This is a genomic window from Butyrivibrio sp. VCD2006, from assembly GCF_000423925.1.
Classification (GTDB): domain Bacteria; phylum Bacillota; class Clostridia; order Lachnospirales; family Lachnospiraceae; genus Butyrivibrio.
Genome location: NZ_AUIX01000026.1, coordinates 35,627 through 55,144, shown reverse-complemented (window position 1 = coordinate 55,144; position 19,518 = coordinate 35,627). Strand labels below are relative to the sequence as shown.

13 protein-coding genes, 1 tRNA gene and 1 pseudogene are annotated in these 19,518 nt (G+C 44.2%); 12 read left to right on the top strand and 3 right to left on the bottom strand.

Translation table 11 applies throughout. The features are described from left to right. Nucleotides 1-463 precede the first annotated feature (463 nt). From G586_RS26990 to G586_RS24955, 3 genes and pseudogenes are all read left to right on the top strand, one after another. Nucleotides 464-619 carry a hypothetical protein gene (locus G586_RS26990; protein ID WP_242832005.1) on the top strand — a complete coding sequence of 52 codons (156 nt, stop codon included), beginning with the start codon at nucleotides 464-466 and terminating at the stop codon, nucleotides 617-619. Then, nucleotides 594-1,151 (top strand): annotated as a pseudogene (locus G586_RS27635) (InlB B-repeat-containing protein); the annotation flags it as partial. The gene G586_RS26990 and the pseudogene G586_RS27635, both read left to right, overlap by 26 nt. 789 nt (nucleotides 1,152-1,940) lie before the next feature. Then, nucleotides 1,941-4,847 carry an Ig-like domain-containing protein gene (locus G586_RS24955; RefSeq protein ID WP_242832004.1) on the top strand — a complete coding sequence of 969 codons (2,907 nt, stop codon included), beginning with the start codon at nucleotides 1,941-1,943 and terminating at the stop codon, nucleotides 4,845-4,847. Between the two features lie 52 nt (nucleotides 4,848-4,899). On the opposite strand, the gene G586_RS24950 is transcribed toward G586_RS24955, so the two are convergent. Continuing rightward, on the bottom strand, nucleotides 4,900-6,048 hold the full coding sequence (locus G586_RS24950) for a GGDEF domain-containing protein (RefSeq protein ID WP_051204740.1): 1,149 nt from the start codon (nucleotides 6,046-6,048) through the stop codon (nucleotides 4,900-4,902). Between the two features lie 211 nt (nucleotides 6,049-6,259). Here G586_RS24950 and G586_RS22720 point away from each other — a divergent pair, with 211 nt between their 5' ends. From G586_RS22720 to G586_RS24945, 7 genes are all read left to right on the top strand, one after another. Continuing rightward, nucleotides 6,260-8,944, top strand: coding sequence for a right-handed parallel beta-helix repeat-containing protein (locus G586_RS22720; RefSeq protein ID WP_081674332.1), 2,685 nt, complete (start codon nucleotides 6,260-6,262; stop codon nucleotides 8,942-8,944). Between the two features lie 18 nt (nucleotides 8,945-8,962). After that, on the top strand, nucleotides 8,963-10,264 hold the full coding sequence (locus G586_RS0111300; RefSeq protein WP_026527843.1) for a hypothetical protein: 1,302 nt from the start codon (nucleotides 8,963-8,965) through the stop codon (nucleotides 10,262-10,264). A gap of 56 nt (nucleotides 10,265-10,320) precedes the next feature. Next, a complete protein-coding gene (locus tag G586_RS0111295) occupies nucleotides 10,321-10,983 on the top strand; it encodes a DUF6320 domain-containing protein (protein WP_026527842.1) in 663 nt (220 codons plus the stop codon). Nucleotides 10,984-11,171: 188 nt separating this feature from the next. Beyond that, nucleotides 11,172-12,344, top strand: a complete 1,173-nt coding sequence (locus G586_RS0111290; protein ID WP_026527841.1) for a pectin acetylesterase-family hydrolase — start codon at nucleotides 11,172-11,174, stop codon at nucleotides 12,342-12,344. 53 nt (nucleotides 12,345-12,397) lie between these two features. Next, nucleotides 12,398-13,204 (top strand): class B sortase, encoded by an 807-nt coding sequence (locus tag G586_RS22715; RefSeq protein WP_051204739.1) that lies wholly within the window; start codon nucleotides 12,398-12,400, stop codon nucleotides 13,202-13,204. 19 nt (nucleotides 13,205-13,223) lie between these two features. Then, nucleotides 13,224-13,682 carry a hypothetical protein gene (locus G586_RS0111280; protein ID WP_026527840.1) on the top strand — a complete coding sequence of 153 codons (459 nt, stop codon included), beginning with the start codon at nucleotides 13,224-13,226 and terminating at the stop codon, nucleotides 13,680-13,682. 476 nt (nucleotides 13,683-14,158) lie between these two features. Then, nucleotides 14,159-15,283: a hypothetical protein gene (locus G586_RS24945; protein ID WP_051204738.1), complete on the top strand. Its 1,125-nt coding sequence runs from the start codon at nucleotides 14,159-14,161 to the stop codon at nucleotides 15,281-15,283. Between the two features lie 82 nt (nucleotides 15,284-15,365). Here the strand turns inward: G586_RS24945 and G586_RS0111265 are convergent. Beyond that, a tRNA-Gly gene (locus tag G586_RS0111265) sits at nucleotides 15,366-15,436 on the bottom strand. Between the two features lie 84 nt (nucleotides 15,437-15,520). Between G586_RS0111265 and mscL the strand changes: the two genes are divergently transcribed. Beyond that, a complete protein-coding gene (gene mscL, locus G586_RS0111260) occupies nucleotides 15,521-16,003 on the top strand; it encodes a large conductance mechanosensitive channel protein MscL (protein WP_051204737.1) in 483 nt (160 codons plus the stop codon). 58 nt (nucleotides 16,004-16,061) lie between these two features. On the opposite strand, the gene G586_RS0111255 is transcribed toward mscL, so the two are convergent. Continuing rightward, entirely contained in the window at nucleotides 16,062-17,090 is a 1,029-nt protein-coding gene (locus tag G586_RS0111255) for a 3-deoxy-7-phosphoheptulonate synthase (RefSeq protein WP_026527838.1), read from the bottom strand. Nucleotides 17,091-17,363: 273 nt separating this feature from the next. On the opposite strand from G586_RS0111255, the gene G586_RS0111250 reads away from it, so the two are divergent. Then, nucleotides 17,364-19,427 (top strand): methyl-accepting chemotaxis protein, encoded by a 2,064-nt coding sequence (locus tag G586_RS0111250; protein WP_026527837.1) that lies wholly within the window; start codon nucleotides 17,364-17,366, stop codon nucleotides 19,425-19,427. Nucleotides 19,428-19,518: the final 91 nt, after the last annotated feature.

The following is a 19,518-nucleotide window of genomic DNA, read 5'->3' as shown; positions in this document are numbered from 1 at the left end:
GTGGTCACTATAATTATATCCTACATCGCTTGCACAAACAATCTGTGGAAAATGCGGGAGATACTCCCTGACACCATATATGGCCTTTTGAACAAATGGAATAATACAATATTAAAAATAAGATGACAATCATAAATGCAAGAGACAAAACAATATGACGATGTAATATGATTGTTATACTATTTTTCGTAATGCTTAACACATTTTTTAGATTATAAAATGTATAATTATTTGTGAAATGATTATTTGATTGATATGAGGGGATAATTTTGAAGGAAAAGTACTTGAAAGCCATGCGGAATAGACCTACGCTCCTTAGAGCAGAGCAGAGCAGAGCAGAGCACGAGCTAACTGCGCCCTTTTTGCGTCTTGCGGGGCGCATGAAACTGAATACAACATTCGTGATGGATAACCGTCTGATCTGACGGGGGTATAGCGCCCTGCCGGATCAGACGGTTTTTGTGTGTACATCATGGTCAGCGGCGGCCATAACAGCCGTGAATGCGAAAGGAGACAGATTGTTTATGAAAATGAAGAAACGACTTTTGAGCATCCTGCTCACCCTCGCGCTGGTGCTGGGATTGGCGCCTGGGATGAGTCTGACGGCGTATGCGGATAACCCATATACTGGGGCTGCAAAGATCGTGTGTACAGGTACTTCGACTATTACAAATTCAGGTGGTCATACACCAGTTAACAGAAATGCTACTTTAAGATATAGCTCATTACCTGTTGAATGTACGCTTAAAGACCTGACAGGAGGTTTTAATTTTGCCAACATAACTTCATCAAGTATTAGCCAGGGAACAAATCTTACCATTGATAATACAAAAATGACTGGAACGATAAGCGACTTAGGTTCATCGTCATTTACCTTAACAACTACTGGAGGCAATGGGTTCAATTTTAAATTTGAAATGACTCTTTCAGTAACTGAACTCGCAACCTATTCCGTAACGCTTCATACAAACGACGGAACGATTAGTGAAGGGAAAAATGTTACCAGCTATGTACAGGAAATGGGTGCTACTTTGCCAACGTCCACTGATATTACAAAGGATGGTAATGAATTTAAAGGTTGGTTTGATAATTCAGGTTTAACAGGAAATGCAGTAACTTCAATTTCGACTACAGATACAGGCAACAAGGAATATTGGGCTAAATGGGAATTAGCTCACACCCACAGCTTCACCTACACTGCCAGCGGTGCGACCATCACGGCGAAGTGCACGGCGGCGGGGTGTAATCTTCCTGAGAGCAGTGCAGGGGCTGGCGACCACGTCGCAACCCTGACCATCTCAGCCAATGGCGGCACCTATGACGGGGCGACCGCATACGGCGCGACCACCACCGATACCAACAGCATCCAGGGCGATGCGAAGATCCAGTACCAGAAAAAGACCGACGGAAGCTACGGAACGGCCGCGCAGACTGCACCCAAAGATGCGGGCGATTACAAGGCCAGCATCACAGTAGGCGGCGCGACCGCAAGCGTGGAGTACACCATCGCCCAGGCTGATCCGACCGCAAACGCTCCCACAGGCCTGACCGCGACCTACGGCCAGACCCTGGCGAATGTCTCTCTGGAAGGGAAGAATCCGGAAGGCAACACGCCGGGAACCTGGGCATGGGCGGACAGCACGCAGAGCGTGGGCAATGTCGTTACCCCGGCTGCTACATTCAAGGCGAACTTTACACCGACTTCGTCTAGCTATAAGACTGTAGAAAATGTGGACGTAACCGTAACGGTCAGCAAGGCGGCAAACCCCGCAACGGTCACGGGCACAGCGACTGTAATAAAAGGCGGAAACACCGTCGATCTGGCAAACAACGTCACAAAGAACGGCGCGACGGGCGATGTCGGTTACGCAATCGACGGCGAGGCGAAAGGCTGCACCCTGAACGGCAGCGTCCTGACTTCCGGTAACACCACGGGAACTGTGACCGTCAATGTCACCGTTGCAGCAGACAGCAACTATGAGGCACTTGCCGCAACACCAATCACTGTTACAATCAACGACAAGGGCACGCAGACGATCACCGCTGCTGATGTGACTGTCACCTACGGCGATGCGGACAAGAAGGTAAACGCCAGCGTGACCGACCCAGCCCAGGGCGGCGGCGCGATTAGCTACGCTGTGAAGGACGGCAGCGCTGACTACATTGACGTGAATGCTACCACCGGCGCACTGACGATCAAAAAGGTTCCGGCAGATGGCAAGGCTTATGTTGTTGTGACGGCAGCGGAAACAGCTGCCTATGCCCAGGCGACCAAAGAAGTAACTGTGACGATCAACAAGGCGGCTCCGACTGTGACCGCGCCGACGGCAAAGACGCTGACCTATACAGGCACCGCACAGGAGTTGGTCAATGCCGGTTCTGCAACAGGCGGCACGATGCAGTATGCCATCGGCAAGGATGACAAGACTGCTCCGACAGACGGCTGGAAAACATCCATCCCTACAGCAACCGAAGCCGGAACCTACTATGTCTGGTACAAGGTTGTGGGTGACGCGAACCACAACGACACGCAAGCGGCAAAAATCACAGTTACTATCAGCAAGGCCACCGTGACCGCCCCGACCATCGCCTCCAAGACCTACACCGGCGAGGCACAGACCGCGACCGTGACGGCGAGCACGCTCTATAGCGTGACCACGAACAACGGCGGCACGAACGTCGGCAGCTACAATGTGGTGCTGACGCTGACGGATCCCGCCAACTACAAGTGGACGGACAGCACGGAGGCTGCCAAGACCCTGAAATTCAACATCACCAAGGCCACTGCGCCCACGGTGACCGTCCCGACGCTGACCGCCGTGACCTATGACCCGGCGAAGACGCTGGCAGACATCAGCCTGCCTGACGGCTGGGTGTGGGTGACAAGCAGCACCGTTCCCACCGTTGGCGACAGCGGCTACGAAGCGGCGCTGACCGTGGACGACGCGAACTACGATTACACCAACGTGCAAGGCTACAGCGCGTCCACCCACAAAATGACCCGTACCGTGAGCCTGACCGTGAACAAGGCGGCAGCAACTGTTACAACCGCGCCCACCGCGAAGACGCTGAGCTACACCGGCTCCGCGCAGAAGCTTGTGAACGTGGGCACCGCGAGCGGCGGCACGATGCAGTATGCCCTCGGCACCTCGACCGAAGCCACCGGAGCTTATACCACATCCATCCCTGAAGCCACCGACGCCGGAACCTACAATGTCTGGTACATGGTTGAGGGAGACAAAAACCATATTGACTCAGAACCTGCATGTATTACCGTATCTATTGCACCAATCCAGTCTTATGAGGTTATCTACAAGGTAGTGGGAGGAACATGGTCTGATGGCAGCACCGAGGAAAAAACAGATATCGTTCAAAGCGGATCGAAGCCTACCAATGTACCCACCGATATGAAGGCATTAGAAGGCTATACGGGCGGAGCCTGGGATACAGACCCTGATAAGACAACTATCACTGAGGCGAAGACATTTATCTATTCATTTACAGCGAAAAACACTGTTAGTGCAGTCGTAACCTTCAAGGTGGTTAATGGTTCCTGGGATGATGGAACTACTGCTGATAGGACAGTGCCCCTGACAGCTTATGAGGGTACTGCGCTTTATTTGAAGGATGCAGATATTCCTAAAGTTGGTAATAAGCCTAATGATAACTTCGCAGCAGGAACCTGGGATACGACACCAAATACAGAGGCAGAGATCACAGCAGATATGACCTATACCTATACTTATGCTGCCACGTCTCCAACTAATGCAGGTGAAATAGATACAAAGGTTGATAAGAAGGAAGATACGCCTGAGACCACAGTAGAGGGACTTACTGAAGATGTCGTTCTTGGTGTTGTAACTGACGCTGAAAGAACTGCCATAAATAATGGTGCATCAGCAATAATGTCACTTCAGATCACGAATATCGACCAGTCTGTAAATAACAGTGATAAGCAGCTAATGGAGAAGGCAGCAGTAGAAAACCGGAAGAATGCAAAAGTTGGCATGTTTCTTGACTTCTCAATGATCCTGCAGGTTGGAAACCTGGGATCAAGAAAAGTCACCGAACTAAATGGAAAGAGCATCATGGTTGAAGTAACCGTACCTGAAAATCTGCAGGCACCTCCCGGAGTTAATAGAACCTTCTTCCTGATGAGTATACATAATAACATTGCGAAGATACATGGAAGATCCAGGACAAACAAGATACCGGCAACTCTTACAGATTTTTCAACCTATGCTATTGTCTATGCAGATGATTTGACGCAGCCTGAAGGTTTCAACACCTCTATCAGGATAAAGCAGAAGGATGGAAAGCTTTCTATCAGCTGGGACAAGGTTGAAGGCGTGAAGAAGGTTGAAGTCTATGCTACCTACTGCGGAAATAATTATCCCAATAAGGCAGTAAAGACAACCACCGGCAACTCAGTAAATATAAAGAAGCTCAATGGGAAAAAGATAAACTTCAAGAAGAACATGAAGTTATACCTGGTAGCTTATGACAGCAATGGCAACAAAATCGGAAAGTCAATATGTGCTCATTTTGCAGGTAAAGATCACAAGAAATATACCAATGTAAAATCCATTGAGTTGTCAGAAAACAGTGTATCCCTTACTAAGGGAAGCAGTAAAAAGGTAAAAGCTACGATAAAGCTTGATGATAAGAAAAAGAAGAGGATTGGCGATGATCACGCTAGTAAGTTCCGCTTCAGATCTACAATAGCAGGCATTGCAACTGTCGACAAAAACGGCAACATCACAGGAGTAAGTGCAGGAACCTGCTACGTATATGTATACGCCCAGAACGGTCTTGCCAAGAAAGTACAAGTAACTGTAACAGAATGATATAGATACAGGGAGCTGCACATGCAGCTCCCTGCCTTTGTTTGGGTGTCTTTTATGCTCTCGAATGTTTCATGTGATAGAGATCAGTATCGGCTCTTGCGATGAGAGACGGGATAGGTACAGGAGAGGAGTAGTCGTACTCGGCAATTCCTACGCAAACCGATAACTCATAGGGTGACCCTGCTTTGTCATTTAACAGCTTTACGCTTGAGCGGATCTTATCGGATAGCCAGTTTACTTCGCCTTTGTACTCGGTTTCAGCTATTATGATGAACTCATCACCACCGAATCTCGATACAAAGAAGCGGTTTCTGTGAGCCTGGCAGGCTTCCTTCATTGCGGTAGCAACTCTGATAAGAGCCTTATCACCTTCGAGATGTCCGTAGGTATCATTGATTTCCTTGAAGTGATCAACATCAATGATCATAAGATACAGCGAAAGACCGGGAGTCGGCGTTTTCATTTTTTTCATAAGATATCGCTGCATCTGATGTCGGTTGTTGACCTGAGTCAGGGAATCCATGGATATAAGGGTCTCCAGCGATGTTATGTAAACAAGAAGTACTGCAAGAGTTGCACCGTAGCACATGATGGGAATATCAACAAATATTGCCTGCAGTATTCCGCATCCGATAGGAAGTATGGGGAAGATTCCTATAACGAAGTACATGCTGTGATCTAAATAACGCTCCTGAGTATAGGCTCTTATAAAAGCTTTAATTGAGGATAATACCATGTATCCAATAGGAACCAGCATAAGAAATGCATATAACGGACCGTATTGGAGCCTGCTGTTTTCATCAAAGTAAAAAACAATTCCCCTGAAGGAACCGAATATTATAAGAAGAACCGCCAGAAGCATTGGTAATGAACTTCTTATAACTCCTTTTCTTGAAAGGATGTTTTTGTTCTGCTGAATAAGCTCGCAATAAATAAACCAGCAGTAAGCGCATCCCAGAATAAAGATATATGGAATAATAGTTATTATATATATCCCGCTTCTAGTACTTTGGAAAATTCCACCGTAAAAAAGGACCCAGACAGCGTCGGATAAAAAATAACCTATCATTACCCATATCATACGTCTAATTGTTATGGTTGAAATCTGGCGATCGATGCCATGATTTATTTTTACCAGAATGAGTCCTAAAATACATGTACATGCAATGTTTGCTTGAGCATAATAATAGACTTCAGACACGATAAAGTCCCCCGGAGTTGTAAAAATTTCGCATCTGCGATTTATATAGATAAAGAAATTTTATCACTATATGAGTAGTAAAATTCAGTAAAAACGAAATTTAATACAATTTTTATAAATTTTACATCCCGTGAAATTACCCTAAATTATAAGCTGAACCGGCTAATTGTGCTATACTTATATCTAGAATATTTTTAATGGGGGTAAAGCCATGCAGATTTATGTTTCACAGAGCGTAGTTCGAAGTGGCGACGGAACGAGGAATCATCCCTTCCGCTTTATTCAGGAGGCTGCTGACATTGCGCAGCCGGGAGACGTAGTAATCGTTGAACCCGGTATCTACAGAGAATTTGTTCATCCCACAAACAGTGGAACCAAGGAGCAGCCAATCATTTATTTAGCCACAGAACCACAGGCTGCTGTTATTACCGGTGCCGAGGAGATTAAGGAGTGGGAGCCTTTTAAGGGAGATGTCTGGAAGGTCAGCATTCCCAATAATATGTTCGGGAATTACAATCCTTATACCACGCTTATTGAGGGCGACTGGTGCATTCCCGGGAAGATAAACCATACCGGCGAAGTATTTTTAAATGGTAAATCCATGTACGAGGCTGAGACACTTGGAGAGGTTGAGAACCCTGCTGTCAGGAAGGATTCATGGGATCCGGAATTTAGTGTTTATGTCTGGTACACTGCTCAGGATGTGAATGATACTGTGATTTTTGCCAATTTTCACGGCAAGGATCCCAATGAGGAAAATGTTGAGATCACCGTAAGAAGGAATTGTTTCATGCCTCTTGTTAATGGCATAAACTATATTACGGTTTCAGGATTCGCTCTTAGGCAGGCAGCGACACAGTGGGCTCCGCCTACGGCATACCAGGACGGTCTTATAGGTCCCCACTGGTCCAAGGGGTGGATCATAGAGGACTGCGAGATTTCCGAGTCCAAGTGCTCAGGCATTTCTCTCGGAAAATATCTTCAGCCAAACAATAACAACAAGTGGACCAAAACTTATTTAAAGGATGGTACTCAGACCGAAAGAGATGCTGTGTGCCAGGCCGTTAATGAAGGCTGGGATAAGGAAACAGTGGGCTCTCACATTATAAGAAGATGTGAGATTCATGATTGCGGACAGGCCGGAATCGTGGGGCATCTGGGTGGAATCTTCAGTATTATTGAAGATAACCATATTTACAGAATAAATAATAAGCATGATGTGGATGGAGCGGAGATTGGCGGTATTAAGATGCATGCCGCAATTGATACCGTTTTCAGGAGGAATCATATTCATCATTGTACCAGAGGAATATGGCTTGACTGGCAGGCTCAGGGAACGAGAGTAACGCAGAACTTTTTCCATGACAATACTCCGCCGCAGGGGTGTGAGATCACTAATGGTCTTGCGCTTGGCGAAGATATTTTTGTTGAGGTATCCCATGGCCCTACGCTGATAGACCACAATATTATGCTCTCTGATATTGCATGCAGACTGAGCACTCAGGGAATTGCCCTTGTTCACAATCTTATTTATGGTTCGTTTTCCTTTGTTGGAGAGGGAACAGACAATGGTGGCAAGAAGTTCCAGAGCTGCAGGTATACGCCATACCATGTTCCGCATTCCACGAAGATTGCGGGCTTTATGACAATACTTCACGGCGATGCGAGATTTTATAACAATATCTTTGTGCAGAAGGAAATCAGACAGGATCTTAGGGATTACGTTCACGCTGCAGGCTTTGAATCGCTTAATCTTTACAATTTCATCTGCGGAACAAAGCCCTACGACGGATATCCTACCAAGGAGAAGTATTTTGCTTCCCTAAAGCCTATGTCCGGAGATTTTGCAACGCCCGGTGAGAATGACAGGTATTACGACCATCTTCCCGTATACACAGGCGGAAATGCTTTCTTTAACGGAGCAAAACCCTGCGATATAGAGTTGGGTGCATATATAGAAAATAACCATACTGTTAAGATCATGGTAACCGAGGAGGATGGCCAGTTCAGACTCCATACCAATCTCTATGAGTATCTGCCAAGGAGCATGACACGGATGGTCTCAACCAAAGTTCTTGGTGAGGCATTTGAGCCCGAGCAGCTTTTTGAAAATAATGACGGGTCAGAAATTATCTTTGACACAGATTACTTTGGGAGAAAGAGAAGTATTCATCCTTTGTGCGGTCCTTTTGAGGAGGGCGCGGGAGACAGGTTTACTGTTTCATATCCCACGATGGGAAGTCGTGCGATTTATCATCATGCAAAGGAGAGGCTTGAGGGCAGAATAAGAAAAGGAATTTCCGTAAAGGAAGCAGTAGAGGCTGAGGCTGAGCAGAGGCCCTTTGGGGATTTTGAAAACGGACCTGAGGGAGAAGGAAGCTGGGAGGTTTCCGAGAAGGAGGAAGAGGTCTACAGAGTACAGGCCGATATCACTATGACGGGCTGTGAGAATGTGACCTTCCCTTACAATGGTACGCTGTTCCAGGTGCAGGATATTTTCGTAAGAGGTAATACTGCATGGCTAAGGGACTTGAAGAGCCAGAAGCTGGTTGAGGTTGACTGCGAGTATGGCATTTATTCCGAAAAGAAGAAATGGAGCGTAAGCTCACTTCAGTCAGTGGATGCGGGGGCTGATGCCAACATGGGCGGCCTCGTACAGACTGTGGGAACACTTCTGTGCGTTCTTAGTAAGAGTATGGCTCATGACCCTGCAGATGCCTGCAAGACCATAAGCGACAGAGTTAATAAAGTGCTTGAGCCGCGTATAACCATGCGACTTACACCTAAATATTTAAAATTTATACAGGAGAAAAAATTTATCTCATTAGAGGATGTCATCTACAGAGTAAAGACATCACCTATTGAGCCTGTCACTGAGACAGTAGAGAATCTTTGATGGCAGGTATTTATTGCAATGGAAAGAAGTTCAAACTGGTACAAACTTGATAATGCTGCAAAGATCATTCCTTCAACGGTTCGCGGTGCAAATACGAGAGTTTTTCGTATTTCCTGCGAGCTGTTTGAGGAGATTGATCCGGAAATACTACAAAGGGCGCTTGATGAGTCTATCGTCGAATACCCTTTTTTCAACTGTATTTTAAGGAGAGGGCTTTTCTGGTATTACCTTGAGGATTCAAACCTTTCATGCACTGTTGAGGAGGAGCATCTTCCTCCCTGTGCTGCGCTTTATCTTCCGGGTAAAAAGAGCCTTCTGTACAGAGTGTTCTACTATAAGAGGCGCATCAGCATTGAGATGTTCCATGTGCTTGCCGATGGTACCGGAGCATTTATGTTCTTTAGACGCCTTGTAACAAGATATCTTGAAATTGCCCATGATTTTCATGTGGACGGCGATTTCTTCGCGTCCGAGATATCATCCCTTGATGAGAAGAATAATGATGCGTTCAAGCATTTTTATCAGAATCAGAAGGGCTTAAAACAGCTAAACAGCCTTGCTTCCAACAAGGCATATCAGCTTCATGGAGACATTGACGCCAATAATGAATCCCACATAGTTGAGGCATGTGTATCTGCCAAGGCCTTCAAAAGTCTTGCTGAAAAATACAACTCGACAGTAGGTGTTCTTGCAACTTCAATTTACATCGCAGCAATTATAGATACGATGTCCACAGCTCAGAAGAAAAAGCCGATAGTTGTAAGCGTTCCCGTTAACCTGAGGCAATACTTCCAGTCCTATACGGCGAGAAACTTCTTTGGAGTAATTAGCATATGCTTTGATCCCATGGATTACGATAATACGCTTCAGAGCATAATTAATGTAGTGAATGATTCATTTAAAAATCAGCTTGATCCCGCAAGAGTGAATGAGACCATGAATTCCTATGCGGCACTTGAGCATAATATAGCTATAAAGGTTGTTCCGCTTTTCATAAAGGATTATGTCGTAGGACGCTTTGATGCAGCAGCCAAAAAGGGCGTCACCACCTCTATCTCAAATATGGGCGTTATAAAAATGCCTGCGGAGGTGAGACCTTTTATTGAGCGGTTTTCCGCATTCATGACAGCTGCCAAGGAGCAGATAACCATCTGCAGTTTCAGGGACAAGATGGTCTTTGGTGAGTGTTCGCCCTTTACCAACCATCCCACAATGCTGAATCTGTGCAGACGACTTACAGCCGAGGGAATCGGAGTGGAGATAAGCACAAATGATTATGACGTTCCTGTGAAGGAAAGAAAAGTGAGGGAAAGTAAGTAATGTATTATTGCCCAAAATGTAAAATCCTTATTAGAGGAGACAAGACCTGCTGTCCTATGTGTGAAGGAAAAATCCTTAACAAGCAGGATGTTTTGAGGTCTCAGCTTGATAAGACAATGTATGACCTTGACGATTTTTCAGAGGATAGTGAAGCACCTTATCCCACGCTTCCCGAGAGGAAAATTAATGGTGTGACCTTTGTGAGAATATGCACCTTTTTACTGGCAGTCATCATAGTGATGGGGCTTTCACTCCAGTATCTTTTCGGAGATATGTTTACATGGTTCGGAATGGTAATTCTTGGAAGCATTGTTGTGTGGCTCGATATACTGGCCATCATGAGATACAGATACAACGTTCTAAAGGTACTGGCGGTGGAAGTGCTGGTTGCCATTATAGTTGATTACTACATTGACAAGGTTACCGGCTTCTATGGGTGGAGCGTTGTCTTTATGATTCCATTTTGCCTGGTTGGGCATTCCATAGTGACCTGGATCATAGCCAAGTTTATGAAGCTTCGGTTTGAAGAATATATCATCTATATTGTTTTTGACGCGATCCTTGCGTTTTCGCAGGCCTACTTCATATGGAACGGAGAGAATACCCTTCCGTATGCGGCAGTATTTGTTATGGCTGCATTTGCAATTGCGCTGGCTGCGCTGTTCCTGTTTAGGTTCAGAGAACTTCGGAGCGCAACCCACAGGCTGTTTAATGTATAATTTTTTTGGTCCTGCACGGAAGTTTAATGTATAAATTCTTTGGTTTTGCACGGAAGTTTAATGTATAAATTTTTTGGTTCTGCATGGAAGTTTAATGTATAAATTTTTTTGTTTTGCACGGAAGTGATTGTGTATATTTTGCCTTCTCCCTATGGGAGAAGGTGGCACGAAGTGCCGGATGAGGGTGAATGGATTTTAAAGAAAAAAGAAAAATAAGAAAACAGAAATTTGAGGAACAATTCGGAGACTTCGTCGAGAATTCAATCGGCAAAACAATTGTTGATTGGGATCTCATTGCTCCGGAGCTTCCCGAGAAGCCTGAAAAGAAAAAGTGGTACCGGGTCATAATTCCCATGGGAATGTCCGGTGACGGCTCAGAATATCATATTTATGTTAAAATTGCAGATCCTAAAAAGCTCTGCATCTTTTTTTCAGGTGGAGGCGTGGCTTACAACGAGTACACAGCTGCGAGGCCTATAACCGGGGGAAAAGTGGCAGCGGATCTGCCTAATTATTATTGGAACAATCTTCGTCCCTTTACTCAGATAATGAATATTGATATGGGAATCATGAACCTTAAGGATAATACTAATCCATTCAGAGACTGGTCAATAATTGATATTGCCTATGCTACGGGTGATTTCCATGTGGGAAACAGTGAATTTCCTTATGAAGGCGAGGACGGGGAGCAGCATGTGCTGCATTTCCATGGATATATCAATTTTCTTGAAGCGATGGGGATTTCCAAAAATCTCTTTCCTAATCCCAAAAAGCTTCTGATTGCAGGTAACAGTGCCGGAGCTTTTGCCGTAGCTGCACTTACTGATGAGATACTCAGGATGTGGTATAAGGGAGTGAAGGATGTGACTGTTTTATCTGACAGTGCACTTCTTTTGTATAATAAGTGGCAGTACACCGCAAGGGAAATCTGGAAGGCGCCTGCGCCTATATGTGAAGCTATCAGGTCTGATAATATAACACTTAGCTGGTTCAGAAATCTTTATAAGAAATATGGTGACTCATTAAGATATCTGTATTCGAGCTCAACAAGGGATTACGTGCTAAGCGCCTATTACAATGACATCACAAATAAGACCTATAAAACGGATTCGGACGTTCAGGATGCTTATTATGAGCAACTCCGCGAGATGGTGGGAGAGCTTAAACGGCTGACACCGGGATTTGGAATGTTCATTAACAACTGGGCAGTTCCTTTGATCACTAAGGGTGGAACGGTTCACACCGCTGTGCGTGAGCCCTATTTCACGAAGTTTACCCAGGACAATGTTACCATGTCCAGATGGCTTCATGATGCAGTCAACGGGAACGTTTATGATGTGGGGATGGGGTTAATTTTATAGGCTTTTTTGCCGAAATAAGTTTTGTAAAAATAACATTACGGGGATTATTGCTTATGCAAAAACGTAGGGGGAAGATCAAAAAGACAATCAGAAATACAGTCCTTGCGTTATCCTGTATCACATTTCTTGTGTTTACAGGTGTTTTTGCTGTAGAAATCTATGAAGATCAGAAAAGCTGTGCTAATTTAAAGAAGGTTCAGGCCATGGCGGCAGTTACAGTGTCAGAGTCCAAGGCCATTGAAAACAGCATCAGCGAAGATCCTGATGATCCGATAAATAATCTCGTTGCCCTTAAAATCGAATATTTATTTAAAAAGAATAAGGATTTGAGCGGATGGCTACGGATAAACGGGTCCGAGATAGACTATCCTATCATGTATAGGGAAGGTGATAATGACTACTACCTTCAGCATGATTTTTTTGGAAACGAGGACAGAAACGGGCTGCTGGTCCTTGATAAAAGATGCAGCTTTGACATGTCCGACAACCATCTTCTTATTCATGGACATAACATGAAGTCCGGCGCACTTTTCGGAACTCTTAAATACTATAAGGAAGATGATTATCTAAGAAAGCACCAGGCGGTGGAGCTCGATACTCCTACAGAGCAGAGATTCTATGAGATCATTGCTGTTGTGGATACCACGGCGAACGGTGAAAAAGATGGTTTCAATTACGCTGATTATATAAGTATAAATGATAAGGAAACCTTTGATAAATATGTGGCGTATTTAAAGGCTAAGTCCATGCATAAGATAGCGGCTACCGCTACATATGGAGATCAGCTTTTAACACTTTCTACCTGTGATTACACTATGAAAAACGGAAGATTACTCGTTGTAGCAAAACGGGTTGGATGATATGAAAGGGGACATGAAAATGAAGAAACTAAGATTACTGCCTGCTATTCCTATTTGCTGTATGCTTCTTCTTACGCCGGTTTCATCAATTCGTGCAGAAGCCGTGACGGTTGATATAAATGATAATTATGATGCCGGACTCCTTAAGCAGGAGAATGATGGAAACGGACCTGACATCCTGATTGATGACGGGTCATCATCTGCAAGTTCATCTGCATCATCCACTGCAAATGCAGCAAACAGTGTTTCAAGCGCAGCTGCTACCACAGCTTCCTCAACCGCGGCACCTGCAGTTGCATCTTCAACGACAGATGTTGCCGCAGCCACGACCGCTTCGACAGTAGAGACCACTACAACGGATCTTCCAAGGACAGGAGATGATAACCGCATACTTATCACCTTTATTGCTATGCTTGCAAGCTTCGCAGTATTTCTGACTGCACTTATATCTGGTGATCATTTTGGTAAAAATGCGTAAAAAATAAATCATAAAATCTTATAAAATGATACTAAACATATTATTAATTATTTGGTATAGTGTACATAGAAATATCCAAAGATGAGGGGGAGTTTTCTATGTTTCACATGATTTCATCAATCTTATTATTGATTGCAGCAGTTGTCTGCTGGTTAATTCCAAGGACAGCTCCGGATGAAGAATGATTTTTAGTTAGGGCCATCGGCAACGCGCCGGTGGTTTTTTATTTATTAGAATGCTTTGCGATGGGGAGCTTCCCTTGCGGCACACTTTTTTCACGGAAACTACACAGTTTCTCCATAAATCGCTATGTTTTATGACCGAAATATAAGATAGCAAAGGATTTGCCGAATATCAAAGGAATGAAAAGCTTTTGGTATTCGGCATTTTTTTCGAATTTAGTATAACACTGGACAAAAGCTGATGTAGGATTTGAGTGCCCAACAAAGGGTGGCACAGATAAGGAGGTAATGCCTATGATGGAACTTACTGGTATCAAAGAGCAGAACGGTATTTATACATACAGCTATAAGGTTGATCCTCCGAAGAATGCCGGTAAAGCGGGGAGTGGGCAGCAGGAACAGAGCTTTGCTGAGTGCTTCAACAATGCTGCAAATATAGAGCAGAAGACATCTAAATCTGATTATACGCAGGCTGAGTGGGATGCTCAGAGGGCTAAGAACAATGCAATAGGAAAGCTTCAGAAGGTTGATCCTGATGTGGCAGCCCTTGAACGTGTGGCACCAAATGCATCCGAGGAAGTAAAGAGTGCTTGGATAGATGCTGCAAAGGAGACTGGCTACAATGGTATGGGCTATGGAGGAAGCGGAGCGACAAGGCTTTTTGCTGATCTTGCAGAAAGTGCCAGGATGACGGATAACAGCATCGCAGGGGTTCAGGATCTTCTCGGAGGAACTGTGGAGTCCGCGATAGATGCGATTTCATCTGCAAGCTATGACAGAGCGCATATTGATTCAGACAGCGCTGATCCTGAGAATCTTAGAAAAGAGCAGGAGTTTTATGATTCCTTTCTTGAAAAGCTAAATGGCCTAAAGGATGGGAGCTATATCCCCTCAGATGAGAGTACTTTTGAGAGGTTGAATAAAGGAAACCTCGAGGTTTTGCCGGGAGATGATGTTGAGGGGGCGGAAGCCCTTGAAGTAAGTGACAACTACGGACAGGGATACTTTTTCCATAAAACTACTGCAATGGATGCGGATGGGAATAGATTTGAACTGAGTGCAAGATATCCGGGTGACTATGATAAGACAGACCCTTCCGTTGAAGTATATGTGCTCTATAAAGGTCAGGAGAGCCTATATAAAGTAGATGTGGGAAGTGTTGATCCGGACAGCGCAAGTCAGACAGAGCTCTACGGACTCTTTGCTTATATAGAGGATGATAAGAATGTGCCGAGGAATATAGATCCCGATTCTTCAGACATATATTATTCAGGGCTGGATAAAAAGTATGAAAAGATAAGGTCCGAAGGAGTTACTGAGACAGATACAGAGGAGATGCTCACCGGTTTTAAGAGTATGGATACGCTTTCATACTGGGAAAAGAAGGATTTGAGAAAAAGCCTGTATGAAATCATGTGAGTGTGTATGTTTATAAGTGATATATAGAGAATTGAAGCGCTGTAAAACGTAAAAAGCTCAGGCCGAAGGGTCTGAGCTTTTAAGCAGAACACGGGAGTCGAACCCGCCTCTTCAGCTTGGGAAGCTGACATACTACCGATGTACTAGTCCTGCAAAGAACTATTTTATAATATACAATTTGTGCTATAATTTCAAGTAGTTTGAAAAAATGTTTCAGTTTTGATTGGAGGAGAGAATATGGTAGTAGATAAGAGTAAGGCTCTCGAGAAGAGCAAAGGTTTTGCCGGGGAATTTCGTGAGTTTATCATGAGGGGTAATGTGATGGATCTTGCTGTCGGTGTTATCATCGGCGGAGCATTTCAGAGTATCATCAATTCTCTTGTAAATGACATCATTATGCCTATTATCAGTGTGCTTACCGGTGGTATTGATTTTTCCAATTGGTTTATTTCTCTGGATGGTTCACAGTACTCAACGCTTGCAGCTGCACAGGAGGCAGGAGCAGCAACACTTAACTATGGTGTTTTCATAACCGCTATTATCAACTTCCTTCTCATGGCGCTTGTTATTTTCTGCATCGTTAAGTCACTTAACAAGTTCAGTGAAAAGGTTAAGAAGGAAGAAGAGGAGGCAGCTCCTACAACCAAGATTTGTCCTCACTGCAAGAGCGAGATCAACATTGAGGCAACCAAGTGCCCTTGCTGCACATCTGATTTATAAAAAAGGCAAATTTAAAGGCATCTGTCTCTCGGACGGATGCCTATATTTTTGGTCTGTTTTAAGACAGCTCGGCAATATCGAGGAGGAGGCGCTCGGTGTCTTCCCAGCCAAGGCAGGGATCGGTGATTGATTTACCGTAGATGCCTTCGCCGATCTTCTGGCAGCCTTCTTCGATATAGCTTTCGATCATCACACCTTTTACAAGGTCTGCGATATTTTTGTTCTGATTTCTTGAATGGAGCACTTCCTTAACTATACGGATCTGCTCCTTATATTTTTTACCTGAGTTATTGTGGTTCGCATCAATGATGGCAGCGGGGTTCTTAATGTCGCGCTCTGAGTACAGATAAGCAAGCAGGCTTAAGTCCTCGTAGTGATAGTTGGGCTGAGACTGACCATGTTTATTCTGGGATCCGCGAAGTACACAGTGTGAAAGCGGATTGCCACCGGTTTTTACTTCATAGCCTCTGTATACAAAAGAGTGAGGGAGCTGTGAAGCGTATACGGAATTGAGCATTACGCTTAAGGTTCCGCTGGTGGGATTCTTCATTCCTGCGGGAACTCCGAAGCCGCTGGCAACCATGCGGTGCTCCTGATCCTCAACGGAACGGGCTCCGATAGCAACGTATGAAAGAATGTCCTCAACATAGCCCCAGTTTTCAGGATAAAGCATCTCATCAGCAGCAGTAAGACCTGATTCCTCGATTGCACGGATCTGCATGTGTCTCATTGCAACAAGTCCTGCTCTGAAGTCTGTCTTTCCCTCGGGATCCGGCTGAGATGTAATTCCCTTGTAGCCTTCACCTGTTGTGCGGGGCTTGTTTGTATAAATTCTGGGAACGATGATAAGCTTGTCCTTTACTTTATCATTTATCTTGGCAAGTCTGCTAACGTAATCACATACGGCATCTTCGTTGTCAGCTGAACAGGGACCAACAATTACAAGAAACTTATTGCTGCTTCCTGTTAAGACGTCTGCGATTTCTTTATCTCTCTCTTTTTTAATATCAGCGAGCTTTTGTGAAAGAGGGAACTCATCCCTTATCTCCTCGGGAGATGGAAGCTGCTGAATATACTGAAATGACATATGTAAATTACCTCCGAATTACTATATTAAGGATTGGCACCGCCAAAAATCCTACGAGTTCCACTATAACACGTTAAAGTAAGAAAGTAAACGCTGAAAGTTTTAATTATAAAAAAAGCATAAAATTGAAGCCATTTTTCATTAGTTTTGTTTTCAGAAATTTAATAAAAAATAATCGAATATTTGATAATTAGTTATGACGTTTATGATAGAATTTTTATAGATGTGATTCATATAATTTTGATTATACAGTATTTATGAGAGGGCAAATTTATGTGGAAAAGAATGTCTATTATGGCGAAGATGATCATAGGAATCATCCCTATCGTCGCTATTGCAATGGTGCTGATGAACTATATTAGTATCACGACATGTCGTCAGCTTGTGCAGAACCAGACGACTGAAAGAAATGAGGCTATCACCGCCAGCAATATTAACAGTGTTGATTGCTACCTGACGGAGATAAGGTCAACAGCAGTTGGGCTTGCTGAAACAGTAGGCGGTACCTACAGAAGTACTGCAATGGAAACTTATAAGGATATTTTTTCCAATATCCAGAAAGATAATGATATCATTTCCGGTGCAGGTATATGGTTTGAAGCCTATGCTTATCATGGCGATGAGATGTATCAGGGACCGTACTGGTATAAAGATGGCGCCAGCATCGTTGAAACCTGGGATTACAGTAATGAGGAATATGATTACCTCAACCAGGAGTATTATCTGAATGCCAAGAAGATGAGCAAGGGAACTGCTAAGATAACAGATCCATATTATGATCCTACATCGGGAACTGTTATGGCCACATGTTCGTCACCTATTTATAACAATGACGGAGAGTTTATTGGCTGCGTAACAGTCGATATGGTGCTTGATACTATTTCAGGTATTGCCGGGGCGATTAAGGTTGGTAAGACCGGTAGTGCAATCCTGGTAACAGCAGATGGTACATATCTTTACACATCAGATTCTTCTAAGGTAGAAGACGGCATGAAGATTACTGATGATGAAAATGCATCACTTGCATCTGCGGCAACGCAGGCACTTGCAAATGATACAGGAATGAGCCGCTTTGAAGAGAACGGGAAGTATGTCATCGTAAACTGGGGAACTGTTCCTGATGTTAATTGGAAGCTTATGATTCGAATGAATCAGGATGAACTGGAAGAAAAAGTAAATGCAATGGGAAACATGATGATTTGTATTCTTTGTGTTTCCTTGCTGGTATGCTGCGTGGTTATTTTTCTTCTGGTCAGAGCTATTGCCAGGAGTCTTGCCAATGTTAAGAAGTTTGCAGGATCTCTTGCAGATGGCGATTTTACTGTAGAGAGGCTTCATACAAGATCACGCGATGAGCTCGGTCAGATGAGTGATTCACTAAACAACATGTTTGAATCAAACAGAAGCGTTATCAGTCAGATTTCTGATGAATCAGAGCAGATTAGTTCAGCAAGCTCATCACTCTCATCGATGGCGAGTGAACTGACAAACCAGTTCGAAAAGATTCAGAGTAATATGTCGGGGGTTAATGATGCCATGATGTCATCAGGTGCCGCTACAGAGCAGGTTAGTGCATCTGTTGAAGAGGTTAACACTTCTGTACAGAGTCTTGCTGATGTAAGTGAGGAAAGTCTTGCAGCCACCAAGGATATCATGGTACGTGCGCAGGAAATCGAGCAGAGCAGCCAGAAGGCATATGATAACGCTATAAATATTGCCCAGGAGAGAAGCAGAGAGCTTAATGAAGCATCTGAAAAAGCCAAGGTTGTTGAGGAAATCAGTAACATGGCTCAGTCAATTGCTGAGATAGCAGACCAGATCAACCTCCTTTCACTCAACGCTTCCATTGAGGCAGCGAGAGCCGGAGAGCATGGTAAGGGCTTCGCGGTAGTTGCTTCTGAGATCAATAAGCTGGCAAGTGACACAGCAGAGGCAGTTTCACAGATCCAGACAACGATTGATGGGGTTCAGAATGCGTTTAAGACTCTTACAGACAGTTCTCAGGAGCTTCTTGATTTTGTAAATAATACTGCAGCACCTGACTATGAGAATTTTGTTCATGTAGCACGTCAGTATGGAGATGATGCACAGCAGTTCGGCACGCAGTCCAACCAGATAGCACAGATGGTTGAGAATATCAGAGCTGCTATGGCTGAAGTAAATCACGCTATACAGAATATTGCGGAATCTACGCAGGAGACCGCTTCACACAGCTCAGACATCACAGATTCCATTAATACAGCTGCCGATGTTGTGGAGAATGTAAGCGATATGTCTAACAAGCAAGAGGATATAGCTGTAGTACTTGATGGTATTGTAAAGAACTTCAAGCTTTAATAGACGGCTATGAATTCATAGACACACATTGGATTTGGGAAAAAAACAATGTGTGTCTTTTTTTATTAAATAAGAGATTTCTCCGGATTTC